Genomic DNA, 25,625 nt, shown 5'->3' with positions numbered 1-25,625 from the left:
CCTTACCTCTGTGCTAATAAAAAGAGTGACAAGCCCCGACTTTTTTTTCTATCATGCACAGCCTGATGTTTTTGCAAGATTTAATCAGTCAGCAGTAAACGCAAAATAGTCTCTTAATTACATGGAATTTAACCCTAATGTCTAAATGGTTAGTTAACCCGACCCCACGTCCAAATGCCGATTTAAGGCTGATTTGTTTTCCTTATGCCGGCGGTAATGCCGCCACGTTTACCCCCTGGATAAAACAATTAAGCACAGATATAGAGCTTATTGCCATACAGGCGCCGGGACGGGCTTCACGGTTATTTGAAACGCCATATAACAAAATGGACGACCTGGTTGATGAGTTGCTGACCCTGATACCGCCGCTGCTGGATAAACCGACCATCTTTTACGGCCATAGCCTGGGCAGCAGAGTGGCCTTTGAATTAATGACCCGCCTAAAGGCACAAGGTTTACCCTTACCCGTGCATTTTATTGCCTCCGGCAGCAGGGGACCGCAAGCCAAAGCCAAGGAGAACGCCACTTATCATTTACCCGATGATGCTTTTATGGCTGAGCTGGAAAACCTTAATGGTACGCCCAAGGCGGTACTGGAAAATAAAGAATTGATGGAGTTATTCTTGCCGCTGTTAAGGGCCGATTTTGAAATCGCCGAAACTTATCAATACACATCGCAGATAACCTTTGATTGTCCGCTCAGCGTCTTAGGGGGCGAGCAGGACAGTAAAATAACCCACGAGCATTTACAGGGCTGGCAAGAATTTTTTGCCTTACCGGCAGATATCCAAATCTTACCCGGTGACCATTTTTTTATCGACAGCTATCCTGAGCTGGTCACGGAGCAAGTCAATAAGATCATCGGCCAGCTACTCGCAAAGCTGCCGGCAAAAGCAATCAGCCGGTACGGGTAAAAGTCAGAGTAAAGAAAATAGCTCATACACAAAAGAACAGGAATTTTACCATGTTAGCCCTTAGTTCAGCTGCTGTCAGCGCTTTTATCGCCCCAAGCAGCTTCCCCGCCCTTGACTGTGATAATAACCTTATTCTGGCAGGGGTTGATTACCGGCTAGCCGATTATCAACAGAGCTTATTTTCCGAGCTGGCCATCCCCTTCCCCGCCTCCTTATCCCGGGCGGTAAACAAACGCCAGAGTGAATACCTGGCGGGCCGCTATGCCGCTATCCAGGCCCTGGCCGGACTCGGCATCACTACCCGTGATATTCCTACCGGAGAGCACAGAAGTCCGGTCTGGCCAAAGGGGGTATTGGCCTCTATTACCCATACTTCAACATCTGCCTTTTGTGTCGCCGCCGGCAAGCAGACTATTAAATATTTAGGCATAGACCATGAAAACTGGCTGAAAGCGGATAATGTCGCCGAAATCAAAAACAGTATTATCAATGAAAAAGAAGAAGTGTTTTTAAAACAATCTGATATGAGCTTTGAGCAAGCTTTTACCTTAGTGTTTTCCGCCAAGGAAAGCCTGTTTAAGGCCTTATATCCCAGCGTCGGCTATTACTTTGATTTTTCTGCGGCACAAATCATTGACCTTAACACAGAAAATCACAGCTTTTGTTTGCGCTTAACCGAAACGTTAACGCCGGCATTAACTGCCGGTGCTAGTTTTAACGGCCAATTCATTTTTGATGAATCGGCCGTTCAGACCTTGATTTGTGAGCCCTGTTAAGCCGCTTGCTTAAGCTCAACCGGCCTGTGCCGGATATGCCTACCACGCGGGATAAACCACTGCCTGAGCGCGCCGCAAAAGAACACCAGCAAAAGGGCATATAACGGCCAATCGTTTTGCTCAACTTCACTTTTATTGACTGCTTGCTGCTGAAGTTTCTGGCCGCTGACCTGCTCGGTTTTTTGACTGGCCTTTGCAGCGACTGATTGCTGTGCCTGAGCCTCTGCCTGGGCTTTTGCCTGAGACAGCGCCTGGCTCAGCAACTGCAAACCAAAACCTCTTGCCTGAGCATCGACATAGTCGGTGAACTTGTTATTGTCGGTGGCAACATCATAAGTTGCCGCCAGCTCGCTATACATCTTCACCATCTCTTTAACGGTTTGCGCATCTGCCTGCCAGTAATCCTTACGCACGGCTTCAAGCATACGCTCCAGTATCTGGGCCATGGCTTCGGGATGACTTTGTTTGAAAAATTCCGGCATCTCCAGCTGATACTTGTCCCGGACATAAACCTCAAAAAACTCCTGCCACTGATCATCACGCACCGCTTCCGGCGTCATTACCTCCCAGCCCCACATATTGTTCATGCGATCCAATATTGCGGTAGCCCCGGCATAACCGGCATCCTGCATCGCCGATATCCAGCGGGGATGAAAATAGCGGCTGCGCATTTCCTGGTCGAGAAAATCTTCCATGGTCTGGGCCTTAAGTTTGTCTTTACGGCGCAGATTTGAGACATACATTTGCGGCGTTTTCCCGTCCAAATGACGCACCGCCAGGCCAATACCACCAAAATACTGGAAAGGATCATCATTGGTCATCAGGGCATAAAGGTTGGTGGAGCGGGAGAACACCACCGCCTCGGTGCCGGATAATACCTGGCTATAAAGGCCGGTATCCGCCATGTTCTCGCTCCAGCGTTTTTCATCCTTGCCATAGGCAAAGCCCATGCGATCCAGGTACAAGTTCGCCAGCTTGGCATCACTGTCCCAGGTATCCGATGCCAGGCTTGATGCCGCCAGGCCTGTGCCATAATTGCCGCTTTCATTGGAGAAGATCCTCACCGACGATAAATACTCGGCATCCTCTTCAGACTTCCCCTGTTCCAGCAGGTTTTGCTTTAAAGCCTGACTATGACGGTAGACAAAATTATTGTCTTCCTTCATTTGCGCTATTTTATCTATCGCCTGTGCCAGCCATAACATTACATTGGGAAACGCATCCCGGTACAAGCCGGTGGCGGAAACCACCACATCTATCCTTGGTCGCCCCAGTTCACTATAGGGGATCACTTCAGTGCCGGTAATATTGCCCTGCTGGTTCCACTTAGGTTTCACCCCGAGAGCATGTAATATTTGAGCTTCCAGCGCCCCCTGATGGCGCATGGTTTCCAGCGACCATAAAGAAAAAGCCATCTTTTGCGGATACTTACCATTTTTGGCAACATAATCCGCCAGCGTTTGCTCCAGCAAGGTCACCCCCGCCTGGTAGGCTTCTTTCGACGGCACTTTGGCCGGGTTAAAACCGATCAGGTTACGCCCGGTGGGGGCCGCCTCCGGATTACGAACGGGATCGCCGCCGTGGCTGACCCCGATATAATGGCCGTCAAGGGCTGCCAGTAAATTCTCCAATTCGGCAATTTGCTCGAAGTTCGTCCAATATTTTTTTGCCTGTAAGATATCTGCTTTTAGATCTTCATCCAGCATAGGGAATAGAGGCGCTATATCAATATTGGTTTGCTCAACCAGAAAGTGCTTTAACACTTGGTAACCGGGCAAAGCCGCAAGTTTTGTCACCTGATTTCGGTCACGGCTGTCTTGCTCGCTTACCGCCAGCTGATTTTCCTGCTCAAACCTTGCTGCCCGCCCGGCAAAATCATCCCCCAGCATCTGGATCACAGTACTGAGCAAATGCGCTTGCTGTGGCAACAAACCAAAGGTATGCACGCCTAACGGCTGGCTTTGCCCGGCAAGTTCGGTGAGATGATCCTGGATTTGGCTGATCCCACTGCTAAAGTCGCTTTTCAGCTTAACGACATCTAAGTCGATAGCTTCAAAGATATGCAGCTTTTCCGCCTTGGCAATAATCTGATCCCGGGTATTTTCTTTGCTTAAGCCCTGCTCCAGCATTACATAGTTGGCAATCAATTCATTAAGCTCGGCGACCTCGGCATATAAACCGGCTTTGGCAAACCCCGGGGTTAAATGGCTGATCATAGTGGCGCGGCCGCGGCGTTTCGCCTGCATCGCCTCACCGACATTATCGATAATATAAGGATAAAACACCGGAATATTGCCTATCGCCAGGCTCGGGGCATCAAATACCGACAAACCGCGCTCTTTACCGGTTAGCCACTCCTGGGAGCCATGGGTGCCTAAATGGATAAAGGCGTCGGCATCAAAGACTTGCCTGGCATAAAGATAAATAGCCAGGTAGCTGTGATTAATGGGGGTTTTGGTGCTGTGATACAAGTTTGCATGTTCTTTGGCATCATCTCCCCTAACGCCCTGGGGCATAACTATCATATTACCCAGCGTCATCCGGGGAATAATAAAGGCGGGCTCCGAAGTTGCTTGTCCCGGCTCTTCGCCCTTATTGCCGGCAGCCGTGGTCAACATAGCACTGTCTTCGGGCTTGCCCCAGCGCTCGACAATAGGTTTGCTTACTTCTTGTGGCAACTGATTAAACCAGGCCTGATATGTCTTAAGCGGTAAATAATCAGCTAAGCCCAAATCGATTAAGGTCGAGGTATCTTCCCGGCGGTAATAAGGGCGTAACAGCTGGCCTGCGGCTTTAATAAAATATTGCGCCGTTTTATCCTCTACCTGATAACCCCGGGCTTTCATCGCCCGGCTGATTTGCTCAAGGGAGGAAGGCACATCTAAAAAGGCGGCACCGATATTTTTTTCTCCCGGGGGATAATTCCAGATAAAGGCTGCAACTTTTTTATCGCGGTTGTTAATATGGGCAAGGCTGGCATGATTATAGGCACGCTCAATCAGTGCCTGCATTTGCGCCTGCATCACCACTTTACGCCCCTGCTCGGTAGCGGCAATAATACTGGGGTCAACACTACCGGTATCTTCCGGCATCACCAGGAAAAAAGGCGTTAACGAAGGAGAAATACCGGCATGGTCGCCAAGGAATTTTTCTTCATCCCCTTCGGTGTAATTTAAGGCATGTATGACCGGTACGCCCAGCCTGGCAAACTCCTGGCGACGCTTTTCGACATAATGCAGCGAGCGGTAATTGATCAACAGATCAACCCGGCTTTTCGCAGCCCCGCCCCGGGGTTCTGTCATTAACAGGTCCGTATAAGATAACAGCTCATCGTTTCCTTCAAAAAAGAAGGCAAAAGCCTTGGCCCCTTTGGCCTCTAATCCTTTGATGATGGCATCGACCACCTGCTGCTGTTCATAATCTATCACGCTGCGGTGAATGGCAACGGCAATCACCGCCTGGTTTTCTTTTACTGCCAGATTTTTTGTTTCCAGAAAAGCAAAAAAGGCCTTTTCATCCGAGGTTAGCAAACCGGGGAAACCATAATGATATAGACCGACATCCGGCACCGGAGCCGGCGGCTCGGCTACTTCAGATGAGCGTTTAAACACATCATGGCTAAGATAGCTCATCATGTTTTGATAATTGCTGCGCCCGGCATGTTTATAATAAGCGGCGATGCTATTTTTATGCTGTTCTGCCACTCCCTGGTTCATCGCAGTGTTATCCGTATCCCCCAGTGAAATCACCGGCACTTGCTTAAACCGGCTTAAGTAGGGCTGGTATTTGCCAAACATAAACTTCGACAACTCGGGATTGATACCGTCAAGTAGCACCAGGTCCGCTTTTGACCAGATCCCGGCAATATCTTCTTCGCTTTTCCCCCTGGTTTTTATGTTGGTTAGGGTAAAAGCTTGCTCTTTCGCCAGCGACAACAGCAAATCGGCCTTCGCTTTTGAGCCGTGTCCGGACATAAAGAGTAAAACTTCAGGTTTCCTCGCTTGCTCTGCAGCAGCCGCAGTTGCTTGCTGCGCGAATGGCCAGAGCAGCAAACAAACCAATATACTCATTAAACGTTTTATCATTATTTTATTCCCCCTGCGCCTGCTCGCCTTCCGGTACACCTTCTTCCGGCACGCTTTCTGGTACGTAAATAAAACTGCCGTCAGCCATTTTATAGGCGACACCGGCGCGCAGGCCTTCGCCTGAGCCGATTTCACCATTGGCCTGGTATTTTTTGATTTCTTTACCTTTTTTCACGATGACTTCCATATTCGGCTTACCGGCATTTTTCACCACGGTGACATCGTCTTCGGTAAAGACATTAAGCGGGTTTTGCGCCAGTGCAATCAGCAAGGCGGCGATGATCACCAAAAATACATCCACCAGGTTCACTGCACTGACAATAGGGTTGAGTTCTTCATCTTCTTCTAAAAACCGCATCAACACCTCCCCTTAAGCTTGCGGATATTGATCAATTCATCGGCACACCAGCGTTTTTTTACGCTGGCGGGCCAGAAGGTTAATGAAGCAATCACCAAGCCCCAGATAACGGCGGCAAAGGCGATGATCAGGTTTTCACTGATCCCCTGGATATTACCGTCCGCCAGCGCCTGCAGTGCCGGTCCCATAGGGATCATGGTCGCTATCAAACCGAGCATAGGGGCGATACGGGTGACGATGCGCAAGGTTTCCAAGTTTTTCAGGGCGTAGACTTCCAGCTCATCTTCACTGGCCTCGGGATTGTTGACAAAATAATTATGTACCGGGTAGCCCTTAAGCCAGTCGGTTTGCCCCGTCTGTACCTGCATCGTATAAATAGGGGCATATTTCTTACGCAGCGAATATTGCCCGAAAAACCCTCCCAAGGCATAAATGGCATAAATCAGTAAAGCCACGATAATTAAAATAACCGGCGTCATCAGCAAGTGTGACAACTGTGCCATGATATTTTCCAGTGATTGAATGTTCACAAAATGTTCCTCTAAACTGTTTGAAATTCACTTACATCAATAATCTGCCGCGCACTTTAGACTATTTATGAAAAAACCTCAATGCAAATACAAATAATTCTCATTTTAGTTTACATTCTCGAAATAATTTGTATTATTAAAAGCATCTGAAAGCCAAACCTGCCCGAAATGAAAAGTAAACCTTGTTTGTTATCACGCAAAAATCAGCGACAACCTAGCTACGCGAATACGCAAAAGGCAAACCCGGACATTGCGGGCTTCATTACCTTAAAAGGAAAAAATCTCATGTTTAAGCCAACACCTAAGGTGCTAGCTTGTGTTATCTCAACTGCATTGTTCACCAGCCCAGGTTATGCTGAAATACCTGACGATACTCAGGATATCGCACAGGATCTGGAAGTGATCGTCATCAGCGGCTCCCGCACCGAAAAAGCGCTTAAGGACGTTGCCGGCAGTATTTCTGTCGTCACCGCACAGGACATTGAAAAGCAAGTGGTCACGGACATGAACCAGTTATTTAAATATGCGCCAGGCGTAGAGGTTACCGGCAGTGCCGGCGGCGCCCAGAATATCCTGGTACGGGGCATGGGCAGCGATCGGGTATTGATGATCAAAGACGGCATGCGCATGAATGAAGGTTACGGCGCCGACGGCTTAAACGACATCGTCGGCCGGGGCTTTATCGAAACCGATACCTTAAAACAGGTCGAAGTTGCCAAAGGAGCCGCGTCATCCCTTTACGGCTCGGATGCCTTAGGCGGTATTATTGTTTTCACCACCAAAGATGCCAGTGACTACCTGGGCCAGGGAGAAACCTTTGCCGGTTCGGTAAAAACCGGTTACGACAACAGTACAGAGCAGGAAAATATCAGTACCACATTGGCATTTGCCCACGGCGATTTCGAGCACCTGCTCAACCTGAATTACCGCGACGGTAAAGAACAGCAAAATTATGATGAAAGCGAGCAACCGTTTTCCATCCAGTCCGACAATATTTTCTATAAAGCGAGATACAACATAAACGATCAGGATTACCTGACCTTCACCACAGAGCACTGGCAGCAAGAAAGCAAAGGCGACAGCGCCGACGGCTTGCTCGCCTATTTCCGTGGCCTGGGACAGTATGGCTACCAGATTGTTGACGAAAACATCAACAATGATAAGACCACAGAGTCTTATCAGCTCAACTACCATAGCGAAAGCGGCACAAGTTTTTATGACCTGCTCAATGTCAGCCTGTATAAGAATAAAACCATCCAAAGGGATCAGGAATACGGTCAACTGGACATCAATGCACCTATGTTCGGAACAGTGGAAATACGGGATATGTGGAAAACTTCCAGATACCAGCAAGACACTGTTGGCTTTAGGTCCAATGCCAGCCTTGAGGTTAACCCGACTCACACCCTGGGTTATGGCCTGGATATAGAAAAAACACAAAGCAGCCGCCTGGTGCACGAATACCGGGAAGTGGCCGGTGAATCCACCCGGGACTTAACCGACGAAAAATTCCCGAAAACAGATACCTCGCGCACCGGTATTTTTATCAACGATGAAATAACCCTGCTCGACGGCCAGCTCACGCTAACGCCAGGTTTAAGGTTCGACCGCTATAGCATGGATCCCAACGGGGCATTAAAAGCCGACGGTATCAGCCGTTTTTCTAAAATAGATGAAAACCATACCTCCTTTAATTTCGGCGCTCTGTACCGGTTATCGGACGATATCAGTTTATTTGCCCAATACGGCCAGGGTTTTAAGGTGCCTGCCTATGATCTGGCTTATATTGAGCATTATAACCAGGCAAGCTCCAATTATATTTATGAAGTGATCCCCAGCGACGACCTGTCACCGGAAGAAAGCGACAGCTACGAGCTGGGTTTAAGGGGCACTTTGGGTGATTTCGCCTTTAATACCGCAATTTTCTACACCAAATATGATCAATTCCTTGCCACGACCTTAACCGACAGTGAATCGGTCATGAATAACGATGGCAGCTTTGCTTACCAGCACGATACCTTCCAGTATCAAAACATTGATGCCGTCACCATTAAGGGCATAGAAGCGGCGCTGAATTATGACCTCAGTAATGAAATTAACGTCTTTTTCAATGCTTCCTACCAGCACGGCAAGGACGATGAAACCGATGAATACATCGAAACCATCAGCCCGTTATCAGGTATCGCAGGACTTGGTTATATGGGGGATAAACTCAACGCCGAGCTGATTTTAAACTGGGCCAACAAAATGACGAAAGTGCCTGAAGGCAAGTCAGAAATTGCCGGTTACGGCAGCCTGGATTTATTGATGAGTTATCAGCTTACCGATGAGATAGTGGTAAATTTATCTGCTACCAACCTCACCGATAAAGAGTATATCCGTTATGTCAATGCCAACGGACACAGCGAAGGGGATTCCAAAAAACATTTAACCGAAGCAGGCCGGGCTTTCGCCGTCAGTGCCAAAATGACTTTCTAAGCAATGACTCACCGCTTTTTAACCGGCGCACCAGGTTAAAAGGCGGTGTTCACCTTATCCAGCTCTTGCACACCATACTTTTTCAATAAAAGCAGTCAGACAACGGATGCCATCATCAGGCTAAGGGGCTTTCCGGTAGTTATTGATCAAAAACAGCTCCTTAAACCCTAAACTTAAATACAAACCTTTACCCATGATTGATGCCTGCAGACAGAAAAAATCCGTATCCGCAGCGCTTTGCGTAAGTAACGCCGACATCAACCGGCGGGCAATGCCCCTGCCCCGGTATTTTTCCGCAACCCCCAACTGATGAATACCTGTAATACCGGCGTTTTTATAGTGACTGTGAAATAATAAAGCCGTTGCTACCGGCTGCCTGTCTTCATAAGCCAGAATCACTCGGGCCTTGCTATCCTCAGCCAGGGCTTGTACCACCTTAACGTCAATTTCATAGCCAAAAGCCCCGCTACCGATTTGGGTCCAACGTTTGATTTCATCTTGACTGGCACAAGTTATCAGCCTGAGTTCGCCAGCTTCATTATGTTTTTCGGCTTTACCTGTCTTATTGCCTATGCCTTCACTAACCGTCAAAGCCATAGCCAGCAACTCAAGCGAATGAATATAGTCGGCATCAATTAAAGCCTGCTCCAGGGATTTATGTGCGCCATTGAGTGAAGGCCACACAGGAATAACAGTATTGCCGGGTAACGTTGGCAAATTATTAAGCTTGCCAGGCGGTTGTGAAACTTGCCTGCCCTGTATAACCGCCGCCTGTTCATGCCAAAAACGATAAGGCCAGCTGCGTGATAAAAACGCTTTATGCTCAGATAATACCTGGCTATTCGTGCCCATGGCTTGCCACAAGCGGGTAAGGTTATCAAGATTGGCCAGCTTAAGTTCCTGCTCGGTTAACGTCATTTTTTACCCCCGATTAATCAAAATGATACCGCTAATAAGTGCTACTACCCCGGCCACTTTAGCCACAGTAATAGGTTTTACCGGCAAATCAAACCAGCCAAAATGACCGGCCACTATCGCCAGTAACAACTGCCCGGTTAAGGCGGCAGATAACATCGCCCCTATACCCATCTTAGGAATAAGATAATAAAAACAGCCCAGCCCGAAAGCACTGAATGCCCCGCCGGCAAACCAAAGGTAAACAGGTACCGAACGTATCACCTCGACACTGGGAATTTCCCGGTTCACCAGCAGCACGCCGCATAAGGTAAAAAAAATGCTGCTGACAAAAGCCACACTGGTAGCCAATAACGGATTTTTCAGCATAACACCCAACTGGGCATTCATACTGGTCTGGGTCGCAATTGCCGCGCCTGCGATTAGCGCAAGTAAAGATAAATAAATCATGCAACCAGCATAAAGGGCTGCCTGGTCTGCGTCATTTACCTATGTTGATTTTATCGGTAAAAGTTAAAAAATTATTCATCGACAAGCTGTTTTCTGATCCGGCTCAATTGAGTCGCGGTGATGCCCAAATGTGAAGCGATATGGTATTGGGGCAGCCTGGATTCAAGCTTGGGATATTCGGCTAAAAAGCGTAAATATCTCGCCAGCGCTTCTTCCTGTACCAGGGCCACTTCCCTTGCCTCTTTGGCAATCAGCCAGTTCTGCTCCAGATAATGAATATGGTACATTTTCAAATCTTCTTTGGCCGCCAATAACCGGCGAAAGCCGTTAAAGTTAATGGTCACCACAAGCGAATCTTCCAGCGCTTCAATAGCAAACCGTGACACCTGACCTTTAAGCAGGGCCACCATAGAGCCGGGAAAAGTATTTTCATCAAAAAACATCTTATTGTATTCATTGCCCTTTTCATCGGCAATAAATAACCGGAACAAACCGGAATAAACAAAGGCAAAAGAGTTGGGCAACTGACCTTGTTGATAAAGGAACTGATTTTTTTCGACGCTCAGCAGCTCACAAATACCGGTAAACTCCTGCCAGGTTTGCTCTGAAACAGGATAATAGGCCGACATAGCGTTACGTAGTGCCAAAAAAGCTGTTTTCCCTAAAGGACTGGCAGCACTTATGGTCTTCATGGGAAGATTGGTCAAATTCATGGTCCCGGGAGTGAATCAAGATATTGCTTATAAATCAAGGAATTTAATCAGATTATCCCGCTGGTGTCCATGTTAACCTGGCAACAAAATCAAAGCAAAACCAGATATCCAGGGCAAATATGGTGTATCCCGATATCAAATGACTTGTGCGTAAAAAAGTGCTAAATATCCCGGGTCAGGGAAAACAATAAGGTTTTGTGCTCATAGCTGCTGTTGCACCAGTTGTGCTTTTCCAGCACAACTCTGGGCACCTTGGTTAACTCCTGCTCGGGAGCAAAACCAAACTTTTGGTAAAATGCCTGCAAATGGGCGAAAGGTAAACAGTATATTTTCTGATAGTCCGTGGCATTTTTAACCAGATAATCAACGATCCGCCCGGCAACACCTAAACCGCGAAAACTATCCTTTACATACATGCCGCCAAGTTCGGCGATCCCTTTGTCTATATATTGCAAGCGGCCAAGTCCGGCTTTTTCGCCGTTAACCTCGGCAATGGCAATCTGCTCCCGCCCAAAATCAGACAGTTTAAATCCTATGCTCAGGTATTGATTATTCACCCAGGCCATATCCTCTTTTAGGGCCATTCTTATGCTAACCTGGTGTTGTGTTTTACTGTTCAAGATCAGATTTTCCACTTCATAAAACCTATATGATCTTTATCATAACGCCAGACGGCCGCCCTTTCATCACCTTATTGCTGTGATTTAAGTTCAACGGTATTGCCGTCAGGATCCTGAATATAAACCGAATCGCCAAACCCCTGGGCGCCGTAACGGGTATGGAACTGACCGACCTTTATACCTTTAGCAGTCAAATAATCCTGAATTTCGCCGCTGGAAATGGCTTTTAGCTGCAAGCAGAAACGATCGAGGTTTTGCTCGGTTTTTGTCGGTGCTCCTCCCCCGGCCCTGCCCAGTTTACTGCGGACATCGACTAAGTCGATCAAAGCATTACCGGCACGTAACTGGGTCAAGGCTGTTATTTTGCCATTACCAACAACCCCCTCAGCTGCTTCCGCGCTTTCTTCGGCTATTTCTTCGGCTAATTCTTCGACAATGCGCTCCACACTGCAGCCGAGCACCTGACAATAGAAGCTGACCATCTCATCGACTTGTGCAGTTCTCAGCACCAGATGATCAATTGCTGCAATTTCAAACATAGTCCGCTCCTTGTAAGAAAAATGAATTATTTAGCCGGTTTAGCTTTGTATAGCTGCAATTAGGCCTTTTCGGCAACAAATATGACCGACAAAGGCGCACTATTGTTACATCTTTTCGGCTCGATAATCTCCGGCGAAGTTAAGCCATTGTCCGTAAACAATGCCAGCCAGGAAGGCAAGGTTCTGAAATACCAGGGAGGCGGGTCAACAAAGTCTTCACTAAACCCTTGCCAGCTGCCGCTGCGCCAGCCATCCCGGTATGGCTGATCGCCGCAGGCGCTAACGGGATGCAGGGTTTGCACAACAAAGGCCCCGTCACCCTTAAGTAAATGCGCCAGCTGAGCAAAAACCCGGTTAACGGATTGCTCCCCCAGCAGAGAAAAATTACAGACGATCACATCAAATTTTTCCTGAAGGTTTTCAAAAGACAAGGCTTCATAACTTAAGGCCTTAAAACGGCCGACTCCCTGCTTTTCACCATTGGCGATAAGCTCGGGCACAATATCGATCCCTAACATATCAATGACAACGGCATCACCCGCTTCTTTTCTGCCTTTATCCAACGCCCGCATCAACCAGCCTTCCCCGCAGCCAAGATCCAGCAACTTCAGCGGCCGGTTTTCAGGACGTTTTTGCGAACATAATTTCAGCAGCACCTCAATCACAGCAGCGTTAGTCACCTCGACCCGGCTGGTAATTTCCTGATTGTCGATCGCAGCTGTCCATGGCTTGGCATTTTTCAGCCAACTGTCGATAATATGCTGATCAGATAGACTAGCGGCATTATGATTTGTATCCGGCATCTGTGCTTTCCTTATTCGCTCAATCGGCCCTGACATTACAATTTTTGGCAATACTCGATAATAAAGTCCAATAATAACCGTGCTTTTTTCGCCTGCATCGCCCCTTTGGGATAAACCCCGTAAAAACCGATATCCTGAACACTAAAGTCCGCCAACAGCGGCACCATTTGTCCCTTGCTAACAAAAGGGTTAAACAGCAAGGACGGACCGAACATCACCCCTTGCCCCGCCAATACCGCATCTACCAAGAATCTGGGCTCATTACTGTGTAAGTTTCCGGTCACTTTAACACTAACACGTTTGCCGTCACTATGCCTGAACGGCCAGCGGGCAGCGAAAGCACCGCCGGTATAAATCAAACAATTATGCCCGGCCAACTGCTCAGGCTCGCTAATATCTCCTTTTTCTGCCAGATAGGCCGGACTGGCACAAACCAGGTAATGACAGTCCGTCAGCTTTTTACAGATAAGCTCAGAATCTTTAAGCTGCCCTACCCTGAGTGCCAGATCTACCCCCTGGTCAATCACATCCACCTGCTGGCCGCTAACATGAATATGTAAATCAACCTCGGGATTTTGCTGTTGAAACGACCTGAGAATATCTCCAAAACCGGCGATGACCATACTCGCCGGCAAGGTGACCGACAATTTCCCTATCAGCTCCTCCTTTACTTCTTTAACGGCAGCAAGCGCCCGGTGTAATTCCCTGTCCAGCGACTGGCAATGGGGATACAAACGCTCCCCAGCTTCCGTCAATTGCAGTTTTCTGGCGTTACGATAAAACAAGGCAATATCCAGTTCAGCCTCCAGAGCACTGATTTGCTTACTCACCACAGACTTGGACACGGATAAGGATCCGGCAGCGCCGGTAAAGCTACCGGTTTTCACCACTTGGGCAAACGTTAACATCAAACGGGAAAGATCTTTCATTTTGGAAACCCAGCGTTTCTTTTTCTTGCATTTATTTCTTTAGGCTAATCTATAGACTAGTTACCAGGATATCAACGCATTTATCGGAGTAAAAGATGACATCATCACACTGGGCCAAACTCGCAACAGCCTTTTATTTTATCTGGGGACTATTGCATATCAAAGCCGCCTGGATTGTTTACCAGATGGGGGAAAACCTGCCCGCAGACATGATCCAGGGGCGGTTATTCCAAAGCGGCTGGAACCTGCTGTTTTTTGCCCTGGCCGCCATGGCCATTGCCGTATTTTATAACTTGAAAAACGACCGTCAGGGCTACTGGGCCAACCTGATCATGGTCAGCGCCACCGATATAGGATTTATCCTCTTTATCCTGGTACCGGGGCATTTAGCCTTATGGCCCGGGATCATGGGGCCTGTATTCTGGCTACTGGCACTTGTTGCCAGCACCATCGCCCTTAAGCAAAACCCCAGTTAACCACAGGCCGGGCTTCTTCAGCCCAACCATTCCAAGCACTTTTTAACCCAATGTGCCGACACCTAAGTGCCGGCATACATTTAACCCTGTATATTACACGGAGAATTTATGATGATATTTCGTCAACTTATTATCCCGGCCCTGGCCGGATTATTCAGCCTGCAGGCACATGCCGCCGATCCCGTCTGGGACGCCAATACCGTAAACCTCGCCATAGAAAAGATCGATAACGGCGTTTATACCGTTTATGACGACAGGGCCCACGATTTTGCTCCCAAGGGCCTGCCGCTTGCCACCAGCGCCGGTGTGATCGTCGGTGACAAAGGCGTGATGCTGGTAGAGACCATGATCAATAAAAGGTTACACCAACAATTAATGGCCCTGGTAAAAACCGTCACCGACAAGCCGATACTTTACGCCGTCAATACCAGCTTTCACGGCGACCACTCCTACGGCAATTACCTGCTGGACGATTCCGTGACCTTGATCCAGCATAAAAATACCCAGGCCTATATCCAACAGCATTTTGCCAAAGACGTAAACTTTATGATCAACACCTTCGGCAAAAACCGCGGCATGGAGCAGGTTACCCCGACAACCGCGGATATCTTAATAGAGGAACAAGGCGCCCTGACCATAGACTTAGGCAATAAAGAAGTGCAAATCAAAGATTTCGGCTTTGCCCAAACCGGCGGCGATTTGTTTGTCTATTTGCCGAAAGAACATGTTGTCTGGACCGGTAACGCCATAGTGGCCCAAAAACCCGGCCTGCCCTGGCTGCTGGATGGCCACTTAAGCGATACCTTAACCACCTTAACCTCTCTGTATCAGGCGCTGCCACAAGATACCAAGGTAATACCTGGCCACAGCCATGTCGTGGATAAAAGTGCGATAAAGTGGAATATTGATTATCTGGCAGAAATTAAGCAGCAAGTCACCCAAGCAGTTAACAAAGGCCTGAACCAGGAGCAAGTTGTCCAGAAAGTAAAAATGGATAACTACCGCGGTTATGCCCTGTTTGACTGGGTACACCCAGCCTTAAATGTCCCCGCCGCCTATCAGGAGCTTAACACTCACTAGCCTCTAACCGCCCGGGAAAAAACTCCCGGGTATTTTATCCCTATAGGCTTTTCTCAGTTCCAGAGGATAAATGTATATCCCCAAAAAAAAGACCATTTCCCCGTTGATTTCCCCAGTAAAATAGTCTCTATTTATAGTGCGATCCACCCACAAAAGGAGCGCGCCCACTTCAATATTTCTCTTTCATTAACGGTGTTAACACCAACCATTAGAACTGCTGTTAACACATAACAACTCGCAACCCCTGAGTGCAGACACACCCAGAGGTCGCTAACCACAACGAACTTCACAGGAGTACGCCATGGCTGAATGTCATCATACGCCAGAGCTTGCCTCGGCAAAAGTAAAATATCCCATTTATCGGCAACTTACCGTACTGGAAACCAGCTGCGAGTCGCCAGCAAAGAGCCGCGGCATAGGCATTAACTATGTGCCGGTTAACCTTGAGCCCTGCATTGTGCTCAGGGGCAAGTGGCTCAGGCAGGCGGGTTTTGCCATCGGGCAAAAAATCACGGTTGCCGTCAACCAGGGAGATATTAACCTTACACCTAAAGAGTTTTGTTTAATCCCGGCCACCAAAGACTAACGCTGTCGCCTTTTATTGAAAGGCAAAAACTAAGCTGCTGCGCCTGAAGCAGGTACAGCAGCTTTACTCGCCCCGGTAACAATACCTTACAACCAGATAGAAGCATTATGCTCCTCACCTGAAACCCCCTCTTTTCATGCCCGGTTATCGGTGAGCTCCACCTGTAATTATCCTGCTGCATCGGTGAGATATTTGCCTTGCCCAGAGCACAGTTATAAATGAAGCAACTACCGGTTTCGGCTGCTCCGTAATGAGCAGTGCCGTCACCGGCGATGCTGTAACAACAAGCTTTAATCCTAACCAATCACGTTAAGCGGAGGTATATTGTGAACACTAACGCACAACCAACAAAAACTACCGGCGCCCATCCTTTGGCTTACTTTTTCGTGGCAAGTGGCGGCGGTGTCGTCGGCACCGACTATGCTACCTGGCTTAACATTGATCCTGTTATAGGCGCCGTGATCGGCGGCGTGATAAGCCTGTTTATTTTACAGCTGGCTTATCACCTCTATACCGATCCCGAAGGGGAAATTAAGAAAACCTGTACCGAAGCCGGTGCTATTCTCGGTGTCTTACTTGGCGCCTACATTACTTTAGAGAACTCCAGCGAAGACTTTGCCTGGGTTATCGGCGCTTTCGTCGGCGGCGCAATAGGCGCCGGCATGGGGCAAATGGCGGCTGCCATTATTTCCCTGGCAGGCTTTACCGTATTATTTCTCAGCCAGGGTCCTGTCGGTTTGGCGGTACGCACTTTTATCCTGAACATCAATTAGCCTATAAATGCCAAGCAAGCAGATATTCGCCCCGGCTTCCCTGCGCAGGTTTTAGTGTCTTTCTTTTGACCGCAGTACATTCACCGCGCCATTAAAATCTGCCCTATACTCCCGTGCAGCTCCCTGCAACTGGACCACCTGTTATTATTTGTTAACCACACAGGTAAACAATTGACTCAAAAAACGAACATGGATAGATTGATTTTCGGGCACTTGCCCGGGAAAAAATAATAACCACAAGGAAATGGATGCAATGACCAAGAGACTTCCCCTGAAACTCGCTTTATCCGCCGCCCTGCTTTGCAGCAGTCAGCTCAGTTATGCCGCCTGCAGCATCAGCGGTTATGAGTTTACTCCCACTGGTACCAAAGACAGCCGCGGTCTGGATTATCAAACAGGCAGCGCCCCCGTTGACGCCAACAGCGGCAGCTTTGATGTTGTGGTGTACAATATCGACGGCTTCCCCAAGTGTATCGGCGGCAACAGCAATACCGATTTTAAAAATCTGCTGAGTGAGCTCGACAGTGCCAATTTCAACATTGTGCTGATGCAGGAGATGTTCAGTAAAACCAAACATGGTTATTTACGCGACGAAAGCCGTCTCAGTATCAACAGCTACCCCTACCGTTCCAAAAACTGGCGTGGCAGCATGACCTCATACGGTGATGGTCTGATACGTTTGTCCGACTTTCCTTTTAACATGGCAAATCGCGATGACGATGATTACACCCTGGCTACTCACGAATTGGAAATATTTGACAACTGTCATGGCGACTTAACCGACAGCAACCCCGATTGTTTAACGGAAAAAGGCTTTACCGTGGCGGTGCATGAAATCACCGAAAATTTTTCCGTACATATCTACAATACCCATATGGATGCCGGACGGGACGATGACGATGTCAAAGCCCGCCGCAAACAGTTTGAGCAGCTGGCAGACTTTATCAATAATTATTCCAGCCATGCCACGGTGATCCTCGGCGGTGACTTTAACAATAAATGGTCGAATTATCCCCATGCCGACGAGCAGCAGGAGATCTGGCAAACCTTCCTGGCAACCACCGGCATGACCCTGGGCTGTCAGGATATGATCACCGGCAGCGACAAAGCCATCAGCAATTGCGACGGCCATTTTAGCTCCAGCACAGATCAGCTCGGTTATATTAACCGCGAGGATAACCCCTATCGCCTCACCCTGACAGAATATGGGGAATTAACCAACTTTACCGGCTTAAGCGATCATGAACCTTTAAGGGCGCGCTTTACTTGGGTAAAAAATGAGCTATAGAATTAGCAAATAAAGAAAATAATGCCTGATGGTTGAACCAACAGGCATTTAACAGTCCTGATTGTTATTATTCGCTACAAGGGTACCGAGGGACTTTTGCAATAATGAGTACTTGCTCGCCTTTTTTCTCCATTAAATAGCAATTGTCATCTTTGCCCAACTGATAATACTTGTTTTGTTCGCTATTTTTTTCGGCTTTAGCTTCGGTTGTCGTCGAGGTTTCACTTTGCTCTTTGCTACCTCTGTCAGGTGTCTGAGCGGCGGTCGGTTTACTTTTCCTGCTTTTTTTAGCCGCTTCGGCCGCATGTTCATGCTCATGTTCATGGGCTGCTTCAGTGATCACATGGCCTATGAGACCGCCAACAATTAACGCTCCTAAAATAGCACCGCCATTACTATGATAGCCGGTATGAACCGAGACATGACCCGAAACAGGAGGATAACCGTGATGCCCGGAGCGGTGATGGCCGCCATGGTGGGATGCACAACCGGTGGCCAGCAAAATTGCCGGTACCAGTAACCAGGTCGCTGATTTTTTCATATTAAACCCTGGTGTCGCGGATTGTACTTTAAGTATAAAGACTGAACCTGAACCTAAGCTGAACAGAAAAGAAAAATATCCCGGATTTTCGCCAAAAGTATTTGCCAGGCTCATTCCCAAAAAAGGGTGTAAGTGATAAAATCGCCGGCAAAATACAGCGCACCATACAAGGCCCGGGACTAGGGCTTAAACCGCGGAATCACCAGGATATTTCAGCACCAGGACTTATATGAAACGATATCTCTTTTTTGTCTCCCAGCTTTACTCTTTATCTATTGTTCGTCCCCTGCAAAAAGCTATCCGCGAACGGGGAGATGAAGTGGCCTGGTTCCTGAACCAGAAACAATATGCCGCTTACCTTAACGAAGATGAAAAACAGCTGGCCACGGTGCAGGAAGTGATGGATTACAACCCAAGTGCGGTATTTGTCGCCAGCAATACCGTGCCGGATTTTTTCCCGGGTATTAAGGTACAGCTGTTCCACGGTTTTAATGCGCAAAAGCGCGATGAAAATAAAGGCCACTTCCGCTTAAGAGGTTTTTTTGATCTCTATTGCACCCAGGGGCCATCTACCACAGAGCCGTTTAAAGAGCTGGCCAAAGAGCATCAGAACTTTGAAGTGGTAGAAACCGGCTGGAGTAAAATGGATCCCTTATTTGAGCCTTTTAACGCTAAACCTTTTTTTCCCGCTCAAAGTGGCGCAGAGACACCCCAGAGTAAGAAGCCGGTGATCCTGATGACCTCCACCTTCACCCCGGCATTAAGCGCCGCCTACCACTTGTTTGAGCAGGTAAAGCGCATGTCAAAACGCCAGGACTGGAACTGGCTGATCACCTTCCATCCGAAAATGGACCCGGAAATTGTCAGCAAGTACAAATCACTTCAAAGCGACAATTTACATTTTGTCGAGACCGACGACATTATTCCGCTATTACAGGAAGCGGATTTAATGTTATCGGATACTTCCTCAATTATTTCCGAGTTTTTGTTACAGCATAAACCCGCGGTCACCTTTAAAAACCGCGTACCCGGTCCGCACCTGGTCAACATCACAGACGCCGATGACATTGAGCAAGCGATTGAGCAGGCACTCACTAAGCCCGCAGCGCTAATGTCGGCGATAGAAGATTATATCAACCTTATTCACCCTTATATGGACGGTAAATCCAGTCACCGGGTGATAGATGCTACCGACGCTTTGGTTGACAGCGGCATGAAACATTTAAAACGCAAACCCCTGAATTTGTTTCGCCGCTTAAAAGTGCGTCATAAATACGGTTATTATAAATTCTGGTAGCCAGCCCCTTCACCGGGAACCTTTTGCTTCGGTATAAACTTAACGGCTGGCAAGCAAAGGTGATGAGCTGAAACTGTGCTTGATAAATTGCTCTTTACCGGCATCGATAAACACAGAGGCCACTACTTGCTTTTTATCCCGGCTCCAGATCTTATGATCATGATTATTTAAGGTCACCATCACCTGGTTAATACCTTGTTTGAATAAAGTGGCGGGCAAATGCAGGTATTGCCCGTAAACACGCTGAATTTTTTGACCGTTGATAAACAAATGCGCATGCCCCTGTACATAACTTAACGGTTTTTCGGATGCAAATTCAGGTGCTTCCAGTTCAAAGTCTGCCAATTGAAGATGTAAGTTAAAACCGGATTTTTCATCTTTATATAAGGCGACCTCCAGTTTAGGCACAGGCAAATTGGCGGGGATTGCCACCGGTTCATGGCTGTGATCCATCATGCCTTCATGCCCTGCCATTGTCTGGGACATGGTCTGAGCCATAGCACCGGCCATAGGCATTTTATGCTGCATGCCCTGAGCCATTTTCTGACCTGGCTGTGATGCTGCCTTTACCGCTTCTTGTGCAGCCTCTTGCGCAGCTAATTGTGTACCTTCTTGTGCAGCCAGGGCAACAGAGCTTATCAGGGCAAACAGCCATACATAGCTTTTCATATGAATACCTTTCGTTTAAAAAATTGAAAAGCCGGCTATCCGTTAGCAGAGATAGCCGGATTGATACCTTAGATAATTACCTGTCTCTTAGCGTGGCGGTGGACCACCCGGGCCGCCACCGAGAAAGCCACAGGCGGCAACCGAGTTATCTGCCAGTTCACCATAATACTCAGGTCCGAAGATAAACGGGAAGCTGGGAGTCTGCTTGCCTTCACTGTCCTGGGTGAGGGTAACATGATAATGATAGCCACGGGTTTCATCGCTATGTCCGTTGTGCTGATCTAATACTTCATCACCACTGAGGCTTGAATCCCAGTAATAATCTTCAAAGTAGAAACCGGACACCGCAGTAAATTCTACTAAGCCGGTCAGGTTAGGCACAAGGTCGCTTGTAGTCGGCCCGGTGGTAACCGCGGTGGTGCCCGCACTGGGATCTAAACTGTCCACCAACTGACAACTACGCTCACCGGCAACACCGCAACCGGTAATGGAGTCGGCATTCTCATAATCCCGCGCAACCCAACTGCTTTTTGCCAGTACGCCATTAGCCTGCCAGGGGCCGTAAATGGGATAACCGTCGGCAGCATAACCATAGACAGGCGAATGACCATTGCCGGTATCGCCGACTAAATCAGCCAGACAGCTGGAGTACTGGTGCTGGTGATAGGTACCGTTGGCGGCATGACCGCCACAGATATCGACATCATAAACTTCCTGGATCGGCGCCAATGACTGCCACACGCCCTGGTTGTTATAACTTTGCCCGTCACTCCAGGTAAAGACCGCAGCACCGTTTACCCAAAGCCCCTGGGTCGACATGCCGGTTTCACAGTTTTCCACTGCAGGCTCAGGCTCTTTTGGCAGATAAACTTCGGCATTGATATCCTCAGGACAAACCGGCCCCGGCGGCCAGTAGCCGTAACCTGCCCCGGTAGTACATCCGGCTTCATTGCCGTCGTAACCGATATCCTGGCCGAATTCAATCACATCGCCAGCACTGGCACTGGTGGCTCCGCTGATAAAGGCCTGACCGGCATCTGGCCGGTTATTAAGGCTGTCTACCATATCCTGGGTCATGGTGACCTGGTAGGCCGGTATACCGCTGGTTTGGATATAAGTGTAATCTTTGTCATCTACCGTGGTGGTGCTAACACTACCGACATTCACTAAAATATCGGCGCCATTGGTGGTAAGCACAGCCGCAGCTTCACCGCTTTCATTGACAACCCAGACATCATTGCTGCTCACCGGCTCTGTGTTGTCTGTGCTTTGTGCGGCACTGGTAATGGTGACGCTATCGACACTACTGTCTTCACTGCCGTCATTGACCACTAAGGCAATCACATAATCGCCGTCAACATCGGCAATAAAACTGGCATTTTCACTGCTGGCATTGCTTAAACTGATATTGCTGCCCACAGGCATAGTGCTGACAGACCAGCTATAGGTCAGGCTGTCACCGTCGGCATCTGAACTGCCGCTGGCATTGAGGTTTATGGTTTCACCGGTGACAACACTTTGGTCGCTACCGGCATTTGCCACCGGTGTCGTATTCGTGGTTGTCGGGGTTGAGGTGTTAGTTTCAGTTGCACTGTCACTGCTGGCATCATCACTGGATGAACTGCCGCAAGCCGTTAATACGCTTACCATCACCAGCGGACACACACTTTGCCGGATCAAGCCGGTCAACGAAGTTGTTTTTTTATTTATCACACTTATCTTCCATCTATCTTGGTTAAGATGAAAAAAGTATGCCTAGGGAATGTGCAGCGAATGTGCAAACTTTATGTATTAATGTGAATCTGGTGGTTAGCTCGGCTGCAACAGATTATTACCGGCAAACCTGCAATTGAGTGGCTAATTGCCGGGATTGTATATTTACCGCAAACCTCCCTGGTTAGTGAACGATATGCGCCATTTTTTCATGCAAAACCACTATCTTCTGAGCGTAATGTTCAGCTTCGACTTCTGAGAGTTTAGCTATGATAGAACGCCTACCTCGCGGCCAAAGCGTCTCAACAATATTCCGGTAGTCATCAGACAATTCTTTTGGAATATCGGCTTCAACACAGATATGCAGCAAGTGGCTATTCACGGCATTTTCCAGCCGGCTTTTCATCGAGCCCGGCCCTACCAAGTTAAACACCGCCATGTGTGTTTTTTCCAGACCATAAATATGAGACATAGCGATCACCTTTAGCCTCGTTTACCTAGTGTAATTGTAGTCTGCTTAGTTATAGAAACCTACTACTACCGGGACTATTGGAGGCTCATCGATATAAAACACAAGAAAATATCAACCAACGTATATGGATGATTAATAATATTGCTGTTTGACCGGGGAGTGAATGGTTGGCTCTTCCTGCTGGGCTTTTTTCATCGCCATAAGCGCCTTGGTATGAGAGATTTTTTGCAATTCCTGTACATACATCAGCAACTGCGCAGCGGTAATGAAAGGCATGACATTTTCATGCGTCACGGGTATACCGTCGTCCCCCCATTTTTGTGAAAACACCGAAAGTTTAAACTGACCGTTTTCTGCGTAGGCCACACACCATTCAGGTAAATAATCGATTAGAAAACGTTTTTGATAACCCGTGCCCTGTGAAGTGGCAGGCGCACCGTTTTTATACATTAAACGGCCAAAAGAATATGAGACACTGGCATCACCCCGGGCTTGATATTCGGTATTGTCGACAAAACCGACCATCTTAAGTAAGGTGAAAAATTCAGTTATTTTTGCAGGTGTCACGACTACATCCTTTTAATCACATAGGTACTAACTTAGCTGTAACAGAGCTCTGAAAGCCGCACTAAATAAGTAATGCCAGAGTTGGTTGAAGATGTTGTGAGTAACTTACGACTCATTATCAAACAAACCTGTTGATAGTACTCCAGCATCCTCGCTGATAGTGGAGTACTATACATTATACAAAGTGGAATGTGCTGCACATTTTGTTTTTCTATGTTTTTAAAGTGTTTTTACTTAACCTAAGAGTAAGTAAAAAGACGATTTTTCATGGCCCTTTTTCACTCCTGTTAATTCAGAACTAATTACGTAATAAATACCAGTAATCATTTCAACCGGTGGTACCTTCTTCCCTCCGGCAGCTAAGAGAACTTCAACCGGCGGTACCTTCTTCCCTCCGGCAGCTAAGAGAACTTCAACCGGCGGTACCTTCTTCCCACCGGCAGCTAAGAGAACTTCAACCGGCGGTACCTTCTTTCCACCGGCAGCTAAGAGAACTTCAACCGGCGGTACCTTCTTCCCTCCGGCAGCTAAGAGAACTTCAACCGGCGGTACCTTCTTTCCACCGGCAGCTAAGAGAACTTCAACCGGCGGTACCTTCTTTCCACCGGCAGCTAAGAGAACTTCAACCGGCGGTACCTTCTTTCCACCGGCAGCTAAGAGAACTTCAACCGGCGGTACCTTCTTTCCACCGGCAGCTAAGAGAACTTCAACCGGCGGTACCTTCTTTCCACCGGCAGCTAAGAGAACTTCAACCGGCGGTACCTTCTTTCCACCGGCAACTAAGAGAACTTCAACCGGCGGTACCTTCTTCCCTCCGGCAGCTAAGAGAACTTCAACCGGCGGTACCTTCTTTCCACCGGCAGCTAAGAGAACTTCAACCGGCGGTACCTTCTTCCCTCCGGCAGCTAAAGTTGTTACTGGAAAGGTTAAACATAAAAATAAAGTTGCTAATTTAAATAAGTTCATTATTTTGTCTCTGTTAATAGTGATAAGAAGTGGCTCAGGGTCCACATCAACTATTATCAGGATTCAAAATAACAAGGCAAAGACATGCCAGACTGAGCAAAAGTTATTCAGGTATTAGGCGTCTAAAATAAAACGAGAACGCAAATAATCTTCGGTGAAATAGAAAAGAGTTAATACAGCTATGGAGTGCATTAACATTGAATATACTTGGTAAAAATATAAAGGGTTTAAAGGAGTCAAATGTCGGATCAAATATTCCGATATCATCACAGCTATTATCCAAATACCCCACTTTGATAAATCATAAAGTTTTAGATCCAGAGGTAAAAACTTCCCTCCTTTGACCATTTTATCGGTAAGAGGCACCCGCATAAATAATAAATGTCTGGTAATTATATTAACCAGAAGCATCAGAACATACGCATGAATCCGCGGCGGTTGATAGCCTATAAAATACCAATAACATTCAGCTAAAATTATTGACATCAACAAAGGAATGCAAAGCTTTTTAACCACTTGATCGTATTTTAACTTATACATGAGTGCTGCTGCGCACAAATAAATAATCACTTTTGAATCAAAATGATTTTCGATGAAGAAACCGATTTCTTCAACCGAACGTTCAAAAATGATAATGGCAATAAGCCCGGCCATATTCACATCACGGGTCTTTACTTTTACCAGGAAAAACATTACCAAGCCAAGTAAAAACCAACGATCAAAATATTCGGCATAACCAAAGGTATATACGCCTATTAGCGCAAAAGTAATAACCAGTATCGGGGTAAATAACTTGCGCAGATATAAATTCAGTATCATGAATTTTGGATGTTGAAGAACCTTAAGATCTGGCTTTTAAAAGATTCCTTGGTTTTTGCAGAAACAGTGCGGCGACACACTGCCCACCAAGAGTTGACAACTTCGATACTGAGCTTGTCGATAGAGCCGACATATTCATTTTCAATGGCAACAACGGTTTCACGACTGAGGCCGATTCTCGACGCCAATTCTTTTTGTGTTAAACCCGCCTCTTTGCGCAGACTTTTTAAATGCGCTCCTGAAAAATTTGCCATATTAAAAATCATAC

General features: G+C 47.5%; 27 protein-coding genes. 9 read left to right on the top strand and 18 right to left on the bottom strand.

Annotated features, from left to right (window positions below; genetic code table 11):
• Positions 1–137 precede the first annotated feature (137 nt).
• Both SG35_RS11140 and SG35_RS11135 read left to right on the top strand, forming a co-directional pair.
• Positions 138–914, top strand: coding sequence for a thioesterase II family protein (locus tag SG35_RS11140; RefSeq protein WP_044831436.1), 777 nt, complete (start codon positions 138–140; stop codon positions 912–914).
• A 50-nt stretch (positions 915–964) separates the two neighbouring features.
• A complete protein-coding gene (locus SG35_RS11135) occupies positions 965–1,690 on the top strand; it encodes a 4'-phosphopantetheinyl transferase family protein (protein ID WP_053042845.1) in 726 nt (241 codons plus the stop codon).
• Here the strand turns inward: SG35_RS11135 and cobN are convergent.
• Genes cobN through SG35_RS11120 form a run of 3 tightly spaced genes read right to left on the bottom strand, consistent with a single transcriptional unit; the run spans position 1,687 to position 6,663 of the window.
• On the bottom strand, positions 1,687–5,775 hold the full coding sequence (gene cobN / locus SG35_RS11130) for a cobaltochelatase subunit CobN (RefSeq protein WP_063888628.1): 4,089 nt from the start codon (positions 5,773–5,775) through the stop codon (positions 1,687–1,689). The two genes, SG35_RS11135 and cobN, sit on opposite strands and share 4 nt — an antisense overlap.
• A gap of 4 nt (positions 5,776–5,779) precedes the next feature.
• Positions 5,780–6,133, bottom strand: coding sequence for a DUF2149 domain-containing protein (locus tag SG35_RS11125; protein WP_152646512.1), 354 nt, complete (start codon positions 6,131–6,133; stop codon positions 5,780–5,782).
• Positions 6,133–6,663 (bottom strand): MotA/TolQ/ExbB proton channel family protein, encoded by a 531-nt coding sequence (locus SG35_RS11120; RefSeq protein ID WP_053042844.1) that lies wholly within the window; start codon positions 6,661–6,663, stop codon positions 6,133–6,135. Before SG35_RS11120 ends, SG35_RS11125 begins: the two co-directional genes overlap by 1 nt.
• 285 nt (positions 6,664–6,948) lie before the next feature.
• Between SG35_RS11120 and SG35_RS11115 the strand changes: the two genes are divergently transcribed.
• Positions 6,949–9,141, top strand: a complete 2,193-nt coding sequence (locus SG35_RS11115; RefSeq protein ID WP_044831434.1) for a TonB-dependent hemoglobin/transferrin/lactoferrin family receptor — start codon at positions 6,949–6,951, stop codon at positions 9,139–9,141.
• A 120-nt stretch (positions 9,142–9,261) separates the two neighbouring features.
• Here the strand turns inward: SG35_RS11115 and SG35_RS11110 are convergent, their stop codons facing one another.
• The 7 genes from SG35_RS11110 to SG35_RS11080 all read right to left on the bottom strand — a co-directional run bounded on the left by SG35_RS11110 (position 9,262) and on the right by SG35_RS11080 (position 14,110).
• Positions 9,262–10,059 carry a GNAT family N-acetyltransferase gene (locus tag SG35_RS11110; protein ID WP_044831433.1) on the bottom strand — a complete coding sequence of 266 codons (798 nt, stop codon included), beginning with the start codon at positions 10,057–10,059 and terminating at the stop codon, positions 9,262–9,264.
• A 3-nt stretch (positions 10,060–10,062) separates the two neighbouring features.
• Positions 10,063–10,506 (bottom strand): DMT family transporter, encoded by a 444-nt coding sequence (locus SG35_RS11105; RefSeq protein ID WP_044831432.1) that lies wholly within the window; start codon positions 10,504–10,506, stop codon positions 10,063–10,065.
• Positions 10,507–10,577: 71 nt separating this feature from the next.
• Positions 10,578–11,153 (bottom strand): Crp/Fnr family transcriptional regulator, encoded by a 576-nt coding sequence (locus SG35_RS11100; protein WP_274055425.1) that lies wholly within the window; start codon positions 11,151–11,153, stop codon positions 10,578–10,580.
• Positions 11,154–11,380: 227 nt separating this feature from the next.
• Positions 11,381–11,803, bottom strand: a complete 423-nt coding sequence (locus tag SG35_RS11095) for a GNAT family N-acetyltransferase (protein ID WP_044831431.1) — start codon at positions 11,801–11,803, stop codon at positions 11,381–11,383.
• Positions 11,804–11,910: 107 nt separating this feature from the next.
• The gene (locus SG35_RS11090) at positions 11,911–12,378 is read right to left on the bottom strand and encodes a VOC family protein (protein WP_044831430.1); all 468 of its coding nucleotides are present in this window, start codon (positions 12,376–12,378) and stop codon (positions 11,911–11,913) included.
• Positions 12,379–12,437: 59 nt separating this feature from the next.
• Positions 12,438–13,181 (bottom strand): class I SAM-dependent methyltransferase, encoded by a 744-nt coding sequence (locus SG35_RS11085; protein WP_044831429.1) that lies wholly within the window; start codon positions 13,179–13,181, stop codon positions 12,438–12,440.
• A 35-nt stretch (positions 13,182–13,216) separates the two neighbouring features.
• On the bottom strand, positions 13,217–14,110 hold the full coding sequence (locus SG35_RS11080) for a LysR family transcriptional regulator (protein WP_044831428.1): 894 nt from the start codon (positions 14,108–14,110) through the stop codon (positions 13,217–13,219).
• Between the two features lie 95 nt (positions 14,111–14,205).
• On the opposite strand from SG35_RS11080, the gene SG35_RS11075 reads away from it, so the two are divergent.
• From SG35_RS11075 to SG35_RS11055, 5 genes are all read left to right on the top strand, one after another.
• The gene (locus tag SG35_RS11075) at positions 14,206–14,586 is read left to right on the top strand and encodes a hypothetical protein (protein ID WP_044831427.1); all 381 of its coding nucleotides are present in this window, start codon (positions 14,206–14,208) and stop codon (positions 14,584–14,586) included.
• Positions 14,587–14,694: 108 nt separating this feature from the next.
• Complete coding sequence (locus SG35_RS11070) at positions 14,695–15,666, top strand: MBL fold metallo-hydrolase (protein WP_201777760.1); 972 nt, start codon at positions 14,695–14,697, stop codon at positions 15,664–15,666.
• A 301-nt stretch (positions 15,667–15,967) separates the two neighbouring features.
• Positions 15,968–16,252: a SymE family type I addiction module toxin gene (locus SG35_RS11065; RefSeq protein WP_044831426.1), complete on the top strand. Its 285-nt coding sequence runs from the start codon at positions 15,968–15,970 to the stop codon at positions 16,250–16,252.
• A 326-nt stretch (positions 16,253–16,578) separates the two neighbouring features.
• Positions 16,579–17,025, top strand: coding sequence for a hypothetical protein (locus SG35_RS11060; RefSeq protein WP_044831425.1), 447 nt, complete (start codon positions 16,579–16,581; stop codon positions 17,023–17,025).
• 253 nt (positions 17,026–17,278) lie between these two features.
• Complete coding sequence (locus SG35_RS11055) at positions 17,279–18,313, top strand: exonuclease/endonuclease/phosphatase family protein (RefSeq protein ID WP_044831424.1); 1,035 nt, start codon at positions 17,279–17,281, stop codon at positions 18,311–18,313.
• A 67-nt stretch (positions 18,314–18,380) separates the two neighbouring features.
• Here SG35_RS11055 and SG35_RS11050 read toward each other — a convergent pair whose 3' ends face one another.
• On the bottom strand, positions 18,381–18,854 hold the full coding sequence (locus SG35_RS11050; RefSeq protein ID WP_152646510.1) for a hypothetical protein: 474 nt from the start codon (positions 18,852–18,854) through the stop codon (positions 18,381–18,383).
• Between the two features lie 229 nt (positions 18,855–19,083).
• Between SG35_RS11050 and SG35_RS11045 the strand changes: the two genes are divergently transcribed.
• Entirely contained in the window at positions 19,084–20,151 is a 1,068-nt protein-coding gene (locus SG35_RS11045; protein ID WP_044831422.1) for a CDP-glycerol--glycerophosphate glycerophosphotransferase, read from the top strand.
• A 39-nt stretch (positions 20,152–20,190) separates the two neighbouring features.
• Here the strand turns inward: SG35_RS11045 and SG35_RS11040 are convergent, their stop codons facing one another.
• From SG35_RS11040 to SG35_RS11010, 7 genes are all read right to left on the bottom strand, one after another.
• Positions 20,191–20,820 carry a hypothetical protein gene (locus SG35_RS11040; protein WP_053042843.1) on the bottom strand — a complete coding sequence of 210 codons (630 nt, stop codon included), beginning with the start codon at positions 20,818–20,820 and terminating at the stop codon, positions 20,191–20,193.
• A gap of 87 nt (positions 20,821–20,907) precedes the next feature.
• Positions 20,908–22,533 carry a YHYH protein gene (locus SG35_RS11035; RefSeq protein ID WP_053042842.1) on the bottom strand — a complete coding sequence of 542 codons (1,626 nt, stop codon included), beginning with the start codon at positions 22,531–22,533 and terminating at the stop codon, positions 20,908–20,910.
• 184 nt (positions 22,534–22,717) lie between these two features.
• On the bottom strand, positions 22,718–23,005 hold the full coding sequence (locus SG35_RS11030) for a hypothetical protein (protein WP_044831421.1): 288 nt from the start codon (positions 23,003–23,005) through the stop codon (positions 22,718–22,720).
• 132 nt (positions 23,006–23,137) lie between these two features.
• Positions 23,138–23,572 (bottom strand): hypothetical protein, encoded by a 435-nt coding sequence (locus tag SG35_RS11025; protein ID WP_044831420.1) that lies wholly within the window; start codon positions 23,570–23,572, stop codon positions 23,138–23,140.
• A 234-nt stretch (positions 23,573–23,806) separates the two neighbouring features.
• Positions 23,807–24,538 carry a hypothetical protein gene (locus SG35_RS11020; RefSeq protein WP_274055423.1) on the bottom strand — a complete coding sequence of 244 codons (732 nt, stop codon included), beginning with the start codon at positions 24,536–24,538 and terminating at the stop codon, positions 23,807–23,809.
• Positions 24,539–24,652: 114 nt separating this feature from the next.
• A complete protein-coding gene (locus tag SG35_RS11015) occupies positions 24,653–25,357 on the bottom strand; it encodes a hypothetical protein (protein WP_044833463.1) in 705 nt (234 codons plus the stop codon).
• On the bottom strand, positions 25,354–25,611 hold the full coding sequence (locus SG35_RS11010; RefSeq protein ID WP_152646658.1) for a helix-turn-helix transcriptional regulator: 258 nt from the start codon (positions 25,609–25,611) through the stop codon (positions 25,354–25,356). Before SG35_RS11010 ends, SG35_RS11015 begins: the two co-directional genes overlap by 4 nt.
• Between the last annotated feature and the right edge of the window lie 14 nt (positions 25,612–25,625).

The sequence above is a fragment of the Thalassomonas actiniarum genome, assembly GCF_000948975.2.
In the GTDB taxonomy this organism is placed as follows: Bacteria; Pseudomonadota; Gammaproteobacteria; order Enterobacterales; family Alteromonadaceae; genus Thalassomonas; species Thalassomonas actiniarum.
This window is presented reverse-complemented; position numbering and strand designations above follow the sequence as displayed.